We start from the raw sequence: 17,386 nt of genomic DNA on the forward strand, positions 1-17,386 counted from the left end.
AAAACATGCTAAAAGAACAAGACAAAATATTCACCAACCTAAATGGTAAAGGAACTCCACTACTTGAGGGTGCAAAAAAACGTGGTAGCTGGCAAAAAACAAAGGAATTACTGGATTTAGGATCAGAAAAGATCATTGATGAAGTAAAGAAATCTGGTTTGAGAGGTCGAGGGGGTGCAGGATTTTCCACCGGCCTTAAGTGGAGCTTTATGCCCAAAAATCTCCCAAAAGCATATTTAGTAGTCAATGCAGATGAGTCAGAACCTGGTACATGTAAAGATAGAGATATATTGCGATATGAGCCACATAAGTTACTTGAGGGAATTCTCCTGGCCGGCAAAGCGATCAGCGCATCAGTTGCATATATTTATATCAGGGGTGAATTTTATAATGAATATTTAGTTCTAAAAAAAGCACTTGAGGAAGCCTATAAAGAAGGTTTAATTGGAAAAAATGCCTGCAAATCAGGTTATGATCTTGATGTGTTTATCCATAGGGGCGCAGGAGCTTACATATGTGGGGAAGAAACAGCTCAACTCGAATCAATTGAAGGAAAAAAGGGCTTTCCTCGCATGAAGCCTCCATTTCCCGCAGGTGTTGGACTTTTTGGCTGCCCAACCACAATAAACAACGTTGAAACTATAGCCATGGTTCCAGATATTCTGAATCGCAGAGGAGAATGGTTTGCATCTCTTGGTAAACCAAATAATACTGGTACCAAGGTCTTTTGTATTTCAGGGCACGTAAACAACCCGTGTAATGTTGAAGAAGAGCTCGGAATTCCATTACGTGAATTAATTGAAAAATACGCAGGTGGAGTGCGAGGAGGTTGGGATAATTTACTTGCTGTAATACCTGGTGGGTCTTCAGTGCCATTAATTCCAAAATCTATATGTGATACTATTGAAATGGATTTTGATTCATTAAGAACTGCACAATCAGGGCTTGGTACTGCTGCTGTAATAGTGATGAATAAATCAACTGATATAATAGCTGCAATAGAGAGGTTATCACACTTTTATATGCATGAGTCCTGTGGACAATGCACACCATGCCGTGAAGGTACTGGATGGATGTGGAGGATTATGAAGAGGATGGTGGCAGGAGATATTAAGCCTGATGAAATAGATAAGCTGCTTGACCTTACAACTCAAATAGAAGGACATACAATTTGCGCACTTGGCGATGCTGCAGCTTGGCCGATTCAAGGATTAATAAGACATTTTCGCCATGTTATCAAAGAGAGAGCGATAATTTAACTTTACTTATACTTCTTAAGCCGTTTTGCTACTTAGCAACCAGAGCTAAAAAATATTGATTCCCTTCTCTTTTAGGTGCCAATTCTACCTTTGCGATATCTTCAGTGTCTCGAATTAGCCGTTCTAATTTTTCCAGTCCAACTTCAGTGTTTATAAGCTCTCTCCCTCTAAATCTCATTGTGACTTTAATTTTATGTCCGTGGGCAAGTAAGTCTCTTGCTTGACGCAATTTTGTTCCGTAATCGTGATCACCAATATTGGGACCCAGTTTAATTTCTTTTATAGTTAATGTTTTTTGTTTCTTTTTTGCTTCACTTGCTTTCTTTTTTATATCATACTTTTGCTTGCTATAATCCAGAATTTTACATACTGGAGGGGTTGAATCAGGTGCAATTTCCACCAAGTCTAAACCAACACCCTGTGCAAATTCCAAAGCTCGTTCTATTGGCACGATTCCGACCATTTCACCACTATGATCAACTAAGCGTACCTCCTTAGCTGTGATAAATCCATTAATTCTGTTTTTATTGTTCTTTTTAACTTGCAAACTTTAACTCCCTTAATTCAAATTAATACTTTTTAACAGCGATTCATTAGCCTTTTCCAAAGAAAAAGACTCCTGTCTTTCCGATCCTAAATTTCTTACTGACACAGTTTTACTTGTAACTTCATTTTTGCCTACAATCCACAATATAGGAACCTTGTTTGAACTATGCAAACGTATCTTATAACTAATTTTTTCATTGGTCAAATCAGTCTTGACTCTCACACCTTGTTCTTTTAAAATATTGCTAATTTCTGTGGCGTAACCGTCAGCTTCATTTGTAATGGTCAGAATAGCAAGTTGCGTTGGAGCAAGCCAAACTGGAAATTTTCCTGCATAATTTTCTATCAAAATTCCGATAAAACGCTCAAAAGTCCCAAGAATTGCCCTATGTAACATGACAGGGTGATGCTTGTGCCCATCTGCCCCTATATAAAAAGCTCCCAGACGTTCTGGTAAAATGAAATCAACTTGTAATGTTCCACATTGCCAATTTCTGCCTATTGCGTCTTTCAAAACGAACTCTAACTTTGGACCATAAAATGCACCTTCACCAGGGTTAAGTTTATAACTCAAGCCCGCTTCTTTAACGGCTTCAAGCAGCGCTTTTTCAGCTCTATCCCACACTTCATCATTACCTGCTCTAATATCTGGACGGTCTGAAAATTTCACAGAAATTTCATTAAATCCAAGCTCTGAATATACTTCTTTTAAAAGGTCACAAAACTTTATAGTCTCAGAATTCACTTGTTCTTCCATACAAAAAATGTGTGCATCGTCTTGCGTAAAACCACGCACTCGCATCAGTCCGTGCAATGAGCCTGAGCTTTCATTTCTATGGCATGTGCCAAACTCTGCCATACGTATTGGTAAATCACGGTAGCTCCTGGTGTGAGAATTAAAAATCTGCACATGACAAGGACAATTCATGGGTTTTATTGCTAACTTTTTATTCTCAGATTCGTCAACAATAAACATATTTTCACGAAACTTATCCCAATGTCCAGATCTTTCCCACAGCTCTTTACTTACTAAAATAGGAGTTTTTACCTCAAAATAGCCATTATTTATTAGCTTCTTTCTGATGTAAGACTCAAGAACATTATATAGAATATATCCTTGTTCATGCCAAAAAACCTGCCCAACAGCTTCCTCTTGAATGTGAAATAAATCCATATCCTTAGCAATTTTGCGGTGATCACGTTTTTCTGCTTCTTTGAGGCACTCAAGGTAAGCGTTTAATTCATCCTTATTTCCCCATGCTGTGCCATATATTCGCTGCAACATTGGGCCCTTAGAATCACCACGCCAGTATGCACCCGCTACTTTCATAAGTTTAAACGCTTTAACTCTACCGGTTGATGGTGAGTGCGGACCACGGCATAGGTCAACAAAATCACCTTGCCTATAAACAGTTAGGTTTTCACCCTCTGGTATGGATGAGATAATATCAACCTTATATTTTTCGCCTATACCACTAAAGAAATCAACTGACTGCTTGCGAGTCCAAACTTCTCGAACAAATCTGTGGTTACTTTTTACAATCTCTTTCATTTTCTTTTCTATTGCGGTAAGATCGTCCGTAGTGAAGGTACGATCTGTAGCAAAATCATAGTAAAAACCGTCCTGAATTGTTGGGCCGATAGTAATCTGAGTATTAGGAAATAGCTCTTTCACTGCCTGCGCCATTATATGAGCAGCATCATGCCTTATTATATCTAAACCCACTTCGTCACTCAGTTGTATCACCTCTATCTCTGCATCAGCTTCAATTTCACGTGAGAGGTCATATAGCTCACCATTTACTTTCAATGCAACTACTTCTTTCAAAGCATCCGGTTGTAATATATCAAAGCCAGTGACTTTACCACTGTATTCTTTTACTTTTTGTTCGGTTGAAAAAGTAACCCTAACCATAAATAAACCTATACGGACATGTAGCTTGAAGGCGGTTTGCTTCTTCCAACGGTGTCATCCCAGTGTCACGCACATAGCCATACGAACATTCATTTTCGAAGGTAAATTGCACAGCAAATGGTGTCATCCCAGTGCTTGACACTGGAATCCAGCTTTTTTGTAATTTCATTGAAAATGTTGCATAGTGTGCTTGTTCACAATCAATTTTACTGGATCCCAGTGTCAAGCACTGGGATGACACCTTTGTGTTTGAGGCAAAACAGGCTATAACATTTAACATACTGCCCTCGCAAACAAATGTTCGTACAGTTGTGTATCAGCTACTGGGATGACACCACCCCTAGTGGGCACTGCCCCTAAATCATAATGGATAACAGGGTTATAAGCTCTGAACATTAATAATAAGGCCTATTCTTTTTTAACCTGAGTGCAATTGCGTCTTCCCAAACTTCACCATTACGCAATAACTTTTCTTTATTGTACATTAGCTCCTCTCTTGTTTCAGTAGCAAACTCAAAGTTAGGACCTTCAACAATTGCATCAACTGGACATGCCTCTTGGCAAAGTCCGCAGTATATGCATTTTGTCATATCAATATCATAGCGCGTGGTGCGGCGACTACCGTCTTCTCTTTCCTCTGCTTCAATAACTATTGCTTGAGCAGGGCAGATAACTTCACATAATTTACAAGCTATGCATCGTTCTTCACCGTTTGGATACCTACGCAACGCATGCTCACCATGAAACCTTGGACTTAAAGGGCCCTTCTCCATAGGATACCTCAAAGTAACCTTTGGCTTAAACATATATTTTAATGTAATAACAAACCCTTTAATTAACTCTACAAAAGACCAGTACCAAGCTAATTTCTTGAGCATAAAATATTTAAAACTTGTGTCAGTCATTATAAATCATATTATCAGTTTTCAAAATAAATATTTTCACCTGGGTGACTTTTTAGGTATTTTGGTTTCTTAAGTGTAATATTGCTAAGTAGTTTATATAAATAATGACAAACACAAATGAAACTATTTTCGCTTTATCGACCGTATTTGGTAAGTCAGGAGTTGCAGTAATCAGAATTTCAGGCAACTACGCGCTTAAAGCTTTAAATCATTTTCATATTAAGAAAGAAATTAAACCAAGATTTGCTACTTTAGTTGATCTATATGATGATTCCAGTCAATTGATAGATAATGGAATAATCATCTATTTCCCTGCTCCAAACAGTTTCACTGGCGAGGACGTTATAGAGTTACAAGTGCATGGAAGCAAGGCAGTTATAAAAATCATCTTGGAGGAATTATCAAAAGTTTTCGTTATGGCCAAGCCTGGAGAATTCTCACTTAGGGCTTTTCTAAATGGTAAATTTGACTTAACGCAAATAGAAGGGATTGCAGACTTAATTGATGCTGAGACGAAAATGCAAGCTAAACAAGCGATTAAGCAGATATCAGGAGAATTGGAGAGACTATACAGCAATTGGAGGCAAAGATTAATAACGATACAATCCAAAATCGAAGCATATATAGACTTTCCAGAGGACATTTGGGCAGAAAAAAGTGAATTGGAAAAAATTAATAATGAAGTGCAATCTCTCGTGCAGTTGATACAAGAGCATTTAAATGATAATAGACGGGGCGAAAGGTTGCGTGAGGGTTTACATATTGTAATAACTGGTGAACCAAATGTCGGTAAATCAACTCTGTTTAATTTCTTAGCCAAGCGTGATATTGCTATTGTTTCTGAATATGCAGGCACAACAAGAGATATACTTGAAGCTCATATTGACATTGGCGGATACCCAATCATTCTCTCTGATACTGCTGGAATTCGTGAAAGTTCAGATCCAATAGAATTAGAAGGTATAAGTCGAGCGAAAAAGAGGTCTTTTGAAGCTGATTTAAGAATAGAGCTATTTCCTTTTGAACAACGACACGATGTCAATTATCAAGCCACAGGCAATATACCATCTGTCGTTGACACACAACTATGCAAATATTGTAATCAACAAACGGTGTCATCCCAGTGCTTGACACTGGGATCCAGATATAAAAATACTTGCAAATTATGCAATAGACAATGGATTCTAGAAACATGTGCTGAAAACAATGTTCATAGCTGGATTCCAGTGTCAGCTACTTGCATGACATCAGACCAAAATGACACCATTTATGTATTGAGCAAAGCTGACGATGTTATCAATAATCACAATATAAAAATTAATGGCATAGATCTTTTACCCATTTCTATTCTAAAGGAAATAGGTACAAACAAATTGATCTCTCTCATAAAAGAGAAGGCAGAGGAAAAATTTGGGCATGATAGAGACACTCCTGTAATCACTCGGCAAAGACATAGGAATCACATGAAGAAAGCACTGGAACATTTACAACGTTTTAATATCGATAATCCAATTGAGTTGATATCTGAAGATTTGAGGCTTGCTGCATTTGAACTTGGTGCGGTGATTGGAATTATTGATGTTGAGGAAATATTGAGTAGTGTGTTTAGCAACTTTTGCGTGGGCAAGTAAAGCTTTTATAGATTGCTTAAAATCAAATGTTGTGATAGAAAAGAAATGGACGGATGGCCGAGCGGTTTAAGGCACCAGTCTTGAAAACTGACGTACGTGATGAGCGTACCATGGGTTCGAATCCCATTCCGTCCGCACAGCATCTCGCTATGCTAGCTGATTTTTAGAGCTTATTTGGACTATGTGGTTCATAACGCTGGAAATCTTGTCTAATCTAGCCACATCTTTTAAAAATACATCCCTTTGTAAATTGACCTTGTTAGCAAAGAAAGCTAATATCTATAAATAGATCACCATCTGAATATGAAAACCGATATAGTAATAATAGGTGCAGGACCTGTTGGAATATTCACTGCTTTTCAAGCGGGAATGCTTGATATGAGATGTCATATAATAGATGTTTTGGATCAAGCAGGAGGACAATGCACAGCTCTTTACCCAGAAAAGCCAATATATGATATACCTGGTTATCCTGTAATCACTGCCCAAAAATTAATTGAGCAACTAATGGAGCAATCTTCGCCATTTAAGCCTGTTTACCATTTAAGTCAAAAAGTGGAAAAGATTTCAAATAACGAAGGTGAAAGCTTTACTGTCATAACGAACATAGGTACAGAGGTAAAATGCAAAGCCGTTATTGTTGCTGCAGGTAACGGAATGTTTGAACCTAACCGTCCACCCTTAAGTGGTATATTAGAATATGAAAATAAATCTGTATTTTACAGTGTAAATAAAATTTCTGATTTTCAGGACAAAACTATAGTCATTGCAGGTGGGGGTGATTCTGCGGCTGATTGGACTGTAGAACTTTCTAAAGTTGCGAAGAAAATTTATGTGATACATAGGAGAAAGGAATTTCGCTGCACTCCTGAAACTAGAAATAAATTAGAATCACTTGAAATTGATGGAAAAATAGAACTGGTAGTGCCATATCAATTACACGAACTAGCAGGAGGTAATGGGCAGTTGAGCGCAGTGATAGTAAAAAACATTGCCTCTAAGGAAGAAAAAGAAATATCCGCTGATTTTTTGCTGCCATTTTTTGGACTGTCAATGAATCTTGGTCCAATAAACAATTGGGGTATACAGTTAGAACATAGCCGCATAGTTGTCGACCCAGCTACACTTAAAACCAGTAGAGATAGGATATATGCAATCGGAGATATAGCTATTTATTCAGGCAAACTAAAATTAATACTAAATGGTTTTGCTGAGAGCGCCATGGCTTGTTATGACATATACAAAGTAATCCACAACTCTCCGGTTAATTTTCAATATTCAACCTCAAAGGGAATTCACGGGAAAGAAAAACTTCCTTGACAAACCTCGCCAGCTCCCTTATCATGAAACTGAAGCTATTGTATTTGCTTTCGCCAATCTGCAGATTAAAAGGTAAGGATTACTTAATGTATCGGCGTCTTATGTTCAATTTTTTGCAGTATATAGATACTGTATGTCTTTACAAAACTTCATCTACATCTAGATTTTTATCTAAATAAGCTGGACGCGCTTACAAAGCGTTACAAGACATCAAAAAATGCCAATACTCGACAGAGATAGTAAAAGACTAGCTAACTCGGGGATTCTTTGTCTTTTTTTCTGCTTAGTAAATTTCTTAAACGTTTGCAGCGTAAGTTAGTTGCAATTAAAAGCAGCTTAATCTCGCTTGTCAAGCGTTTAAAACATAAAAAACGCCAATATTTTAAAGCGGATAATAACCCCAGGGTTTCTTTTGCCTTTTTTTTCATTTGGTAAATTTCTTAAATATTTGTGGCTAAACGACAACCGTCATCCCGCTGCTTGTTAGCGGGATCTAGAGATACCGCGAATGAATCGCGGTATGACGTAGGACTGCTGTCATTCCAGTGCTCCTTTTTTTGTCATCCGAGTAGCTGACACTGGGATCCAGGAAACTTAACTTTACACCAGGTGAATGTACAATAAGAACTGGATTCCAGACTGGAATGACACCGAAGGGGCTACTGGGATGACAAAAGGGGGCACTGGGATGACAGGAGAAAGAGGCACTGGAATGACAAAGAGGGTACTTGGATGACAGGAGGTAATGCAGGAAGTCTAATAGTGCAGCAACACAGAACCCCAGGTTAGGCCTGCACCTATTGAAATCAGCAGTGCCAGGTTTCCTAATTTTATTTTTGATTTTTGTATTGCATAATCAAGTGCTAGTGGAATTGATGCCGCTGAGGTATTTGCATGCTTATCAACAGTATTAATCACTTTCTCTATAGGGAAATCTAACTTCTTTACTACTGCTTCAATAATACGAATATTTGCTTGATGGGGAATTAGCCAGTCAATATCAGTAATTTTCAAATTATTGCATTTCAGAGTTTCCTCTATTAAGGCTGTTAACTTATCCACTGCATGTTTAAACACTTCTCTTCCATTCATGTATATTTTTCCAGAATCACCAGTAGAGGATACCCCTCCGTTCGTACATAGTATGTCCACATTGCCGTCAGAGTATAAGTTTGTTGATATGATGCCGCTTCTACCCATTTCTGATTTCATCACCACTGCACCAGCACCATCACCAAAGAGTACACAAGTTGACCTATCTTCCCAATCAACAATCCTAGACATTATTTCAGCACCTATAACCAATGCATATTTAATTCTATTGTTAGATTTTATGAGCGAATCAGCAACTGTAACTGCATATATAAAACCAGAGCATGCTGCTTGTACATCAAAAGCAAATGCGTTTTTACATTTTAACTTACTTTGTACAATCGTTGCACAGCTAGGAAAAGTTTTATCAGGAGTTGTTGTAGCAACTATAATCAAGTCAATTTCATCTACTGAAATTTTAGCTTTTTCTATAGCACTTTTTGCTGCATTTACAGCTAGATCTGACGTTAGTTCTCCTTCATCTGCTATATGCCTTTGAACTATTCCTGTTCTCTGCCTTATCCATTCATCGCTCGTCTCAACTATCGATGCAATTTCGTTGTTACTCAACATTTTTCTTGGTAGGTAAGATCCAGTGCTTAATATGAAACTTTTATTCAATATGACTTACCCCGTTAATTATCTTTTGATTTAAATTTTCACTAATTGCATTTACTGCAAATTTTATGGCATGGGCAAAAGAAATAGCATCAGAATTTCCATGACTTTTAATGATGATACCATTCAGCCCTAAAAACATAGCTCCACTTCTAATTTTGGGATTAAAACGCGTTAAAGCTTTATTTAGTTTGGATTTTAACAATATACCAACAAGCATTTTCGCTATCCACGAATTGAATACTTCCTGCTTTATTAGATTGATAAAGGTACTAGCGGTTGCCTCAGCCGTTTTGAGCATTACATTGCCAACAAAACCATCAGCAACAATCACATCTATATTACCCTCTAAAAATTCACTTGCCTCTATATACCCTTTGAAATTAATGCCTGGAGCGTTTTTAAGCAACTCAAAAGCGCCGCGCACTGAGTCATTACCTTTAACTTCTTCTGTGCCGATATTTAGCAAAGCAACTTCAGGATTGTCAATTTTTAATGCTATTTTTGCAAATATACTACCCATTAACGCAAATTGAAATAATGAGTCGGCATTACAATCAACATTTGCACCAAGGTCAAGCAAAGCGAAGCTTTTTGTCTTAGTTGGACAGATAGAGGCAATAGCAGGACGATAAATGTTTGGTAATGTTCCTAAAATAAATCTGGAAATTGCCATCAATGCTCCGGTGTTGCCTGAAGACACCACTCCGAAAGCTTTACCTTTTTTTACTGCCTCAATGGCAGCTTTCATACTTGAGTCTTTACGATGCCTCAGTGCAAAAGATGGCTTATCATTTGCAAGGACATTGTCAGAACAATGAGTAAATTCAGAATTGTTACTTACTTTTTTATATTTCAAAAGCAAAGGAGATACTTCTTCCTTATCTCCATAAATATGAAAAAAAACTTTAATGCCTGGGTCAACAAGGTTGTCTAAAAAAAAACCAGCACCCTGAATTACGGAAAGAGGCGCAAAATCGCCCCCCATAGCGTCAAGTGCAATAACTATATTATTATTGACCGTAGGTAACATATCATAATAGTCACTCTGCCTGTTGCTTGATGAAAACCCGTTTTCCTTTGTAACTGCCATCAACTGCTACGTTATGAGGCAACATGAATTCCCCAGTTGTTGAACATACCACAACATTCTTAGGCTCAATAGCATGATGAGAACGATGCATATTACGCCTTGACTTTGACTTTTTTCTTTTTGGAACTGCCAAAATTTCCTCCATTCTACTACAAAATACAATACATTAGTAACATGTTTTTTACAGGAAGTAAACAGGGATAGTAAAATAAGTAAGGTTTGCTTATGTAATTGAGTTCTATAGCTAAAGTGGCTCTACAATTTGAAAAACCGTCATTCCGCTACTCGTTAGCGGAATCTATACCGCGAATGAATCCATAGCTGTACAAACATTCATTTTTGAAGGTAAATTGCACAACAGATGATGTCATTCCAGTCTGGAATCCAGAAATTTTGCTTATAACTGAGCTGATGAGCTAAAGGTAGTTGTCTTACGCTAAAACAAACGTTTTTAATTAAGTTGCATAGAAGCTGGATCCCAGTGTCTGGGCACTGGCCCACTGGTGGGAATTGCTCCCAAACTACAACGTTCGTACAGTTGTGGATACCGTGGCGGTATGACGTAGGGAAACCTTTCTTGGGTTAGCTATATGAGCTTTAAATTAAAACATCAAGTATGTTGAACTTAAAACATATCTCAGCTATACTTTACGATAAAGTTAATAAAAATTTTAATAAAATCAGTAAGACTAACCTCTAGCTAAAATGAATACAAAGTGAGCTTTTTTGATATAAATAGTGTTAGAATAATTGGTAGGTACTTTATCAATTTTTTGTTAAGGCTTGGTAGTGCATTCATATTTTTTATTCAATCTCTATACCACTGCCTTGTGCCACCATATTATTTTAGCAACATAGCAAGACAAATTATAGAGATAGGCTTTTTCTCTCTGCCAATTGTTGGGCTCACTGGAGTTTTTATAGGAGCGGCAATAGTTTTACAAAGTAGCTTGAGTGACCCATTAATTAACCAAGAACAGATAATACCCAAACTTGTTACGATCACTATCATTAAAGAGTTAGGACCAGTTTTGATCAGCTTAATAATGGTAGGAAAGGTTGGATCATCAGTTGCAGCAGAAATTGGTACAATGCGCATCACCGAGCAAATAGATGCACTTACAACCTTGAACATCAACCCTTTTAAATATTTAATTGCACCAAGGATTTTAGCGTCAATCATAGTATTTCCCATACTTACAGTATGTGCAGATTTAATAGGAATATTTGGAGGATGTATCACTGCAGTCTTCGAATTTAACCACAATTTAAATATATACATTAAACACACAGCTCAGTTCTTTAATACGTATGATTTTATAACTGGGCTAATAAAAGCAACTGTATTTGGCGCCATAATTTCTGTCTCAAGCTGCTATTACGGTTACCATTGCAAAGAAGGTGCACGAGGAGTAGGTGTTGCTACAACATCAACTGTTGTTTTATCGTCCATACTGATCATTTTAGCAAACTACATGATTACTTTGATACATGCGTAACCCCATAATATCAATATTGAACTTAAGCTTATCTTTTGATGATAGGACAGTACTAAAAGATCTAAATTTTGATATATTAAAAGGGGAATCATTAGTCATACTTGGTGGCTCAGGAAGCGGCAAATCTGTATTAACAAAAACAATTATCGGCTTGCTTGCTCCAGACTCAGGGTCTGTTAAAATAAATAGTAAAAGCAAAAATAAATTTGGGGTTTTATTTCAAAATTCCGCTTTATTTGACTACGTTACAGTGTGGGAAAATATATCTTTTAATTATAAAAAGCGCTTTAATATCAGCAAAAAAGAGGCAAAACAGCTAGCAATCGAGAAGTTAAATGATGTTGGACTGGAGGAAAGCATAGCAGATATGTTTCCAATAGAGCTATCAGGTGGAATGAAAAAAAGAGTGGCACTTGCAAGGGCGATTGCACACAATCCAGAAATCATTATTTTGGATGAACCAACTTCAGGATTGGACCCAATTATGTCAGATATAGTAAACGAGATAATAATAAAATTATCTAGAGATCTTAACCCTACAATTATCACGATTACACATGATATTCATAGCGCATTTAAAATAGCTGATAAAATAGCAGTATTATATGAAGGGGAGATCATTTCCCATGGAACTGTTCAGGAAATACAAAATACTAATAACGAATATATAAAAAAATTCATTCATTATATATAGCTAAAGATATATACACTATTGCTAACAGTCATATTTTTAAGTTTTAACTTTGTAAAAGGTAGTGAACATTGGAATTCAGATTTTTTTCAAACTGGATCCTATAGCTAACACGTCATACCGCGATTCATTCGCGGTATCTCGGCATAGATTCCGCTAACTAGTAGCGGAATGACGAATTTGTCGTTTTTCAAATTGTCGTAAGTCAGTTTAGCTATATATAGGATGACAGAAATTGTTTGTATTAGCTATATTCAAAAGCTCTATTGATATTTTGCAATATTTGTGATAAAATAATAGCTTAAGGTTGAGAGTAAAAATTTATGAGTGAAGCTCAAGGTCCAAACATTGCAGAATGGCAAGCGCAGCAGCAACACCAAGAGGCTGCTGGTGAGAAAAGTGGTTTTGGTCTTGGTCATAGTGACTCTGTTTCAACAGTTGTCGATGGAATGAAATGGTTGTTCAACTTTCATGAAGGAGCAATTGCTGCTTATAGTAACGTGTTTGAAGGTTTGGTGAGTGGCAGTAGTCTAGTAACATTGTTTGGAAAGTCAGGTAATATGTTTGGCATAAAACTTCTTGAAGGCCTTGCAGAATATTTTTCAGGTGGAGGTGGGGAAGATATGCCATCAGAAGAAATGGATATGGCTCATGGTGATGATGGACATCACTCAGATGATTACCCTCATGCCAATAACGAAATAGCTCATAATGCTGATGGTTTGCAAGACATGCATGATGCAGGTGATCACCATGGTCAATCTTTTTCACCTGGTCCTTCACCATCTGTTGGCGATGACCACGGACATGAACTTGGTTAAACACTTAAAAACTATTGAATAGTTGGAAGAAGGCCTAATAAGAAAAGTTGCTGTTGTTATGAGTTTGTCTTAGTGAAAAAGGTTTCAGTTTTGGGATCAACAGGAAGTGTTGGAAAAAAGACTGTAGATTTGCTCTCAAAGAGAAAAGAAGAATACCAAGTGGAAGCACTAAGTGCCCATTCGAACTTTGCTCTACTGGCACACCAAGCAAAACTGCTAAATGCAAAATATGTTGCTATCTCCGATGAAAGGCTTTACAAAGATTTGAAAGAAAGTTTACTTGGTACAGATGTAAAAATAGCAATTGGTGCTACAAATATTGCTACCATACCTGTTGATCTCTCAGTTGTTGCAATAGTTGGCATTGCAGGCCTTGGGCCAGTTATGGAAGTTATAGAAAGCGGTACCAAAGTCATTGCATTGGCAAACAAAGAAAGCATTGTTTGCGGTGGAAAGTTATTACTCAAAAAAGCTAAAGAAAAAAATGTACAAATAATCCCTATTGACTCTGAGCACAATGCAATTTTTCAAATTTTGCAAAATGACGACAAATGCGTAGAAAAGATCATACTTACTGCTTCTGGTGGACCATTCTTAAATTATAGCCTTGAGCAATTAAGAAATGTTATGGTAGATAAGGCGCTTAGTCACCCCACTTGGAATATGGGAAAGAAAATCTCGGTTGATAGCGCAACAATGATGAATAAGGCACTAGAGATAATAGAAGCACATAACTTGTTTAATATCAGCCCGGATAAAATTGAAGCAATAGTGCATCCTGAGTCAATAGTACATGGAATTGTAACTTATAAGGATGGGTTCAACTTTGCTGTGCTTGCAGAAACTGACATGGCAATTCCTATTTCATATGCTCTATCTTGGCCGGAAAGATCAGCTTTAAATCGTAAATTAGATTTAACAAAGCAAGGAAAATTGACCTTTCAAGAACCAGACCATAAGCGTTTTCCTGCGCTAAAGCTTAGCATGGCAGTGTTAAACTCTTCTGCTCCACAAACAAACAGTATTGTGCTCAATGCTGCAAATGAAATAGCTGTTAATGAATTTTTGAAGTCACGAATCGGCTTTTTAAAAATAGTAGAGGTAGTGGAATCAACAATGGAAAGTTTTGGTAGTTATACTGATATTAATTCACTATCTGATATAATAAATATTGATTATGAAAGTCGTATTATTGCTCACAAAATTGTTGAAAGTAAAGTTGTTGCGTATAGCTAGAGTAATGTAACCAGACTGCATTCTGTGATTTTTAGCAAAACACGATACACAATCGTCATTCCGCTACTTGTTAGCGGAATCTATGCCGAGATACCGCGGCGGTATGACGGTTCGCGGTGGTATGACGGTTAAGTAATTCGTCATCCCGCTGCTTGTTAGCGGGATCTAGAGATACCGCGGCGGTATGACGGTTCGCGGCGGCATAGCTATCTTCAAAAATATGGTTGAATAATTGTTAATAATAGTGTATAATTATTAATATTTTTAAGCACTTTGGCTATGGCTTTATCTAAGTTTCTCGACCCTAAGCTGGATTTAACCTTCAAAAAAATATTTGGCACTGAAAAAAATAAGAATATTCTCATACATTTTTTGAATGATATTTTAGGGTTTACCGAGATAAATACTATACAAGAAGTGGAATTCCTCAGTACTATAATGGATCCTGAAATTGCCTCTGATAAGCAAAGTATAGTTGATGTTCTTTGCAGGGACTCTAGTGGGGCTAGGTATGTGATTGAAATGCAGCTCACTCGCGATAAAGGCTTCGAAAAACGAGCTCAACTATATGCTGCTAAGGCTTACTCAAGGCAAGCTGATAAATCTGGTAAGTACATTGATTTAAAGAAGGTTTTCTTTATTGCTATCTCTAATTGTAATTTATTTCCTGATAAGCTTGATTATATATCCAGCCACACTATAAGAGATGAGAAAACCAATGAGCATGACTTAAAAGATTTTCAATTTGTATTTATTGAACTACCTAAATTTCCTAAGAATAAGGAAGAACAGCTAGAAAGCATAGTGGATCGTTGGTTATTTTTCTTCAAATATGCAGATGAAACTACGGAAGAAGACTTAAGGAAAATAGCAGAAAAAGCACCAATAATAAAGTTAGCCTACGATGAATTAGACAGGTTTAGCTGGAATGAAAAAGATTTAGTAGCTTATGAAGAAAGAATAATGGATCTACGGAAAGAAGAAGCCATTCTTGAATACAGACTTGACCTTGCTACTGAAAAAGGCATCCAAATTGGCGAAGAAAGAGGCATCAAAATCGGTAAAGAGGAAGGGAAAATTGAAGGAAAAATCGAAGGAAAAATCGAAGGAAAAATCGAAGTCGCAAAAGCAATGCTGGCTAACAATGTTGATGTCAACACTATTGTCAAATTTACTGGCCTTTCTATTAGTGAGATTGAAGAATTAAGTGTGAACGGTACAGAGTAATTTCAAAGTGCATTTGCAGTTGGAACGGATACATTTAATGAGAGTCCCATTTCACGGTGTTCAAATCTACTCCTTCTTGTACCATCTCCCAAAGTGGGCTCATTTCTCTCAGTCGGCCAACATTTTTAGCAACAAGATCTGCTGCATACAAAACTTCTTCTCTAGTTGTAAATCGGCCTAGGCCAAATCTAATTGATGAATGCTCAAGGTCATGGCCATTATTTAGCGACCGTACTACATAGGAAGGCTCAAGAGACGCAGACGTGCACGCAGAACCAGAACTTACTGCTAAATCCTTGATTGCCATGATGAGAGACTCACCCTCAACATAGGGAAAGCTCAAGTTTAGGTTGCCAGGAATTCTATTTTCATAATCACCATTTAAAACGATATCAGGAAACGCTTCTTTTATCTTGTTATACAAAATATCCCTTAATTCTTCCACTCTAGTTGTTTCTTTTTTCATTTCTTCTCTAGCAATACGTGCCGCTTCACCAAAACCAACTGCAAGAGGTGTTGGAACTGTTCCAGAACGCATGCCTCTTTCCTGTCCACCACCACTAATTAGTGGTATCAGCCTAACACGAGGATTCTTTCTACGTACATATAATGCGCCTATTCCCATAGGTCCATAAATTTTGTGGCTAGAGAGACTCATAAGATCAATGCACATCTCATTAACATCAATTGGAACTTTTCCAAAGCTTTGAGCTGCATCTGTATGGAAAAATATATTATGCTTTCTGCATATTTTACCAATCTCCTTTACAGGCTGAATTACTCCGATTTCATTATTTACCATCATTACTGAAATCAAAATTGTTTTATCAGTAATTGCTTCCTCAAGCTTTGATAAATCTATAATTCCGTTTTGCTTAACAGGCAAATATGTAACTTTAAAGCCTTCATTTTCCAGATGCCGACAAGAATCCAGAACACACTTATGCTCCGTGCAGACAGTGATTATATGATTTCCTTTATTTTTATAAAAGTGAGCAACGCCCTTGATTGCCGTATTATTTGACTCAGTTGCACCTGAGGTAAAGATAATTTCTTTGCTATCTGCGTTCACCAGATCAGCGATGTGTTTCCTTGCTTTTTCCACTGCTTCTTCAGCAGTCCAACCAAATGAATGGCTGCGAGAGTGTGCATTGCTGAACTCACCAAAGTAAGGTATCATCACCTCTAAAACACGGGGATCTACTTTAGTAGTAGATTGATAATCAAGAAATATTGGTAATTTTATTTTAGCATCGTGTATTTTTTTACTTTCAACATTCATAAAGCTACCACGGAGACAAAATTTACAATTATTTTATAGCATTAAAACTTAATTTTTTCAAGATATAATCTTGCATCAAGTACAAAAGTGTCATCCAAGTAGCTGACACATAACTGTACGAACATTTATTTGCGAAAGCAGTGTGTTAAATGTTATAGCCAGTTTTGCCTCAAACACAAAGGCAGTGCCCAGACACTGGGATGACACCCTATTGGTGGCAATTGCTTCCAAATCATAATGTTTGTACAGCT

At 37.1% G+C, this 17,386-nt stretch carries 18 protein-coding genes and 1 tRNA gene; 10 read left to right on the forward strand and 9 right to left on the reverse strand.

Annotated features, from left to right (window positions below):
• Positions 1 to 5 precede the first annotated feature (5 nt).
• A complete protein-coding gene (gene nuoF / locus HUB92_RS03805) occupies positions 6 to 1,259 on the forward strand; it encodes an NADH-quinone oxidoreductase subunit NuoF (RefSeq protein WP_209472438.1) in 1,254 nt (417 codons plus the stop codon).
• A gap of 28 nt (positions 1,260 to 1,287) precedes the next feature.
• Here nuoF and infC read toward each other — a convergent pair whose 3' ends face one another.
• From infC to nuoI, 4 genes are all read right to left on the reverse strand, one after another.
• Positions 1,288 to 1,806: a translation initiation factor IF-3 gene (gene infC, locus HUB92_RS03810; RefSeq protein ID WP_006279610.1), complete on the reverse strand. Its 519-nt coding sequence runs from the start codon at positions 1,804 to 1,806 to the stop codon at positions 1,288 to 1,290.
• Between the two features lie 12 nt (positions 1,807 to 1,818).
• Positions 1,819 to 3,720 (reverse strand): threonine--tRNA ligase, encoded by a 1,902-nt coding sequence (thrS, locus tag HUB92_RS03815; protein ID WP_010962960.1) that lies wholly within the window; start codon positions 3,718 to 3,720, stop codon positions 1,819 to 1,821.
• On the reverse strand, positions 3,713 to 4,000 hold the full coding sequence (locus HUB92_RS03820; RefSeq protein ID WP_010962961.1) for a hypothetical protein: 288 nt from the start codon (positions 3,998 to 4,000) through the stop codon (positions 3,713 to 3,715). Before HUB92_RS03820 ends, thrS begins: the two co-directional genes overlap by 8 nt.
• A gap of 115 nt (positions 4,001 to 4,115) precedes the next feature.
• A complete protein-coding gene (gene nuoI / locus HUB92_RS03825) occupies positions 4,116 to 4,598 on the reverse strand; it encodes an NADH-quinone oxidoreductase subunit NuoI (RefSeq protein ID WP_209472440.1) in 483 nt (160 codons plus the stop codon).
• Positions 4,599 to 4,729: 131 nt separating this feature from the next.
• On the opposite strand from nuoI, the gene mnmE reads away from it, so the two are divergent.
• From mnmE to HUB92_RS06970, 4 genes are all read left to right on the forward strand, one after another.
• On the forward strand, positions 4,730 to 6,256 hold the full coding sequence (gene mnmE / locus HUB92_RS03830) for a tRNA uridine-5-carboxymethylaminomethyl(34) synthesis GTPase MnmE (RefSeq protein WP_010082336.1): 1,527 nt from the start codon (positions 4,730 to 4,732) through the stop codon (positions 6,254 to 6,256).
• Between the two features lie 47 nt (positions 6,257 to 6,303).
• Positions 6,304 to 6,391 (forward strand) — tRNA-Ser (locus HUB92_RS03835).
• 168 nt (positions 6,392 to 6,559) lie between these two features.
• On the forward strand, positions 6,560 to 7,576 hold the full coding sequence (locus HUB92_RS03840; RefSeq protein ID WP_038199260.1) for an NAD(P)/FAD-dependent oxidoreductase: 1,017 nt from the start codon (positions 6,560 to 6,562) through the stop codon (positions 7,574 to 7,576).
• A gap of 613 nt (positions 7,577 to 8,189) precedes the next feature.
• Positions 8,190 to 8,312: a hypothetical protein gene (locus HUB92_RS06970; RefSeq protein WP_255317430.1), complete on the forward strand. Its 123-nt coding sequence runs from the start codon at positions 8,190 to 8,192 to the stop codon at positions 8,310 to 8,312.
• 20 nt (positions 8,313 to 8,332) lie between these two features.
• Here the strand turns inward: HUB92_RS06970 and HUB92_RS03845 are convergent, their stop codons facing one another.
• Genes HUB92_RS03845 through rpmF form a run of 3 tightly spaced genes read right to left on the reverse strand, consistent with a single transcriptional unit; the run spans position 8,333 to position 10,512 of the window.
• Positions 8,333 to 9,289: a beta-ketoacyl-ACP synthase III gene (locus HUB92_RS03845; RefSeq protein ID WP_209472442.1), complete on the reverse strand. Its 957-nt coding sequence runs from the start codon at positions 9,287 to 9,289 to the stop codon at positions 8,333 to 8,335.
• Positions 9,282 to 10,319: a phosphate acyltransferase PlsX gene (gene plsX / locus HUB92_RS03850; protein WP_209473375.1), complete on the reverse strand. Its 1,038-nt coding sequence runs from the start codon at positions 10,317 to 10,319 to the stop codon at positions 9,282 to 9,284. Before plsX ends, HUB92_RS03845 begins: the two co-directional genes overlap by 8 nt.
• Before the next feature lie 10 nt (positions 10,320 to 10,329).
• Positions 10,330 to 10,512 carry a 50S ribosomal protein L32 gene (gene rpmF / locus HUB92_RS03855; RefSeq protein ID WP_010962967.1) on the reverse strand — a complete coding sequence of 61 codons (183 nt, stop codon included), beginning with the start codon at positions 10,510 to 10,512 and terminating at the stop codon, positions 10,330 to 10,332.
• 583 nt (positions 10,513 to 11,095) lie between these two features.
• On the opposite strand from rpmF, the gene HUB92_RS03860 reads away from it, so the two are divergent.
• The 5 genes from HUB92_RS03860 (at position 11,096) to HUB92_RS03880 (ending at position 15,853) form a co-directional block, all read left to right on the forward strand.
• Complete coding sequence (locus tag HUB92_RS03860; protein ID WP_015589313.1) at positions 11,096 to 11,878, forward strand: MlaE family ABC transporter permease; 783 nt, start codon at positions 11,096 to 11,098, stop codon at positions 11,876 to 11,878.
• Positions 11,871 to 12,572 carry an ABC transporter ATP-binding protein gene (locus HUB92_RS03865; protein ID WP_006279859.1) on the forward strand — a complete coding sequence of 234 codons (702 nt, stop codon included), beginning with the start codon at positions 11,871 to 11,873 and terminating at the stop codon, positions 12,570 to 12,572. Before HUB92_RS03860 ends, HUB92_RS03865 begins: the two co-directional genes overlap by 8 nt.
• Before the next feature lie 320 nt (positions 12,573 to 12,892).
• Positions 12,893 to 13,390, forward strand: a complete 498-nt coding sequence (locus HUB92_RS03870; protein ID WP_010082318.1) for a hypothetical protein — start codon at positions 12,893 to 12,895, stop codon at positions 13,388 to 13,390.
• A 72-nt stretch (positions 13,391 to 13,462) separates the two neighbouring features.
• Entirely contained in the window at positions 13,463 to 14,626 is a 1,164-nt protein-coding gene (gene dxr / locus HUB92_RS03875; protein ID WP_070356952.1) for a 1-deoxy-D-xylulose-5-phosphate reductoisomerase, read from the forward strand.
• A gap of 279 nt (positions 14,627 to 14,905) precedes the next feature.
• A complete protein-coding gene (locus HUB92_RS03880) occupies positions 14,906 to 15,853 on the forward strand; it encodes an Rpn family recombination-promoting nuclease/putative transposase (protein ID WP_209472444.1) in 948 nt (315 codons plus the stop codon).
• 34 nt (positions 15,854 to 15,887) lie between these two features.
• Here the strand turns inward: HUB92_RS03880 and HUB92_RS03885 are convergent, their stop codons facing one another.
• Positions 15,888 to 17,135 (reverse strand): IscS subfamily cysteine desulfurase, encoded by a 1,248-nt coding sequence (locus HUB92_RS03885; RefSeq protein ID WP_010081919.1) that lies wholly within the window; start codon positions 17,133 to 17,135, stop codon positions 15,888 to 15,890.
• Between the two features lie 90 nt (positions 17,136 to 17,225).
• Positions 17,226 to 17,366 (reverse strand): hypothetical protein, encoded by a 141-nt coding sequence (locus HUB92_RS03890; RefSeq protein WP_153296798.1) that lies wholly within the window; start codon positions 17,364 to 17,366, stop codon positions 17,226 to 17,228.
• Positions 17,367 to 17,386 lie beyond the last annotated feature (20 nt).

This window comes from Wolbachia endosymbiont of Wiebesia pumilae, from assembly GCF_017869285.1.
In the GTDB taxonomy this organism is placed as follows: Bacteria; Pseudomonadota; Alphaproteobacteria; order Rickettsiales; family Anaplasmataceae; genus Wolbachia; species Wolbachia pipientis.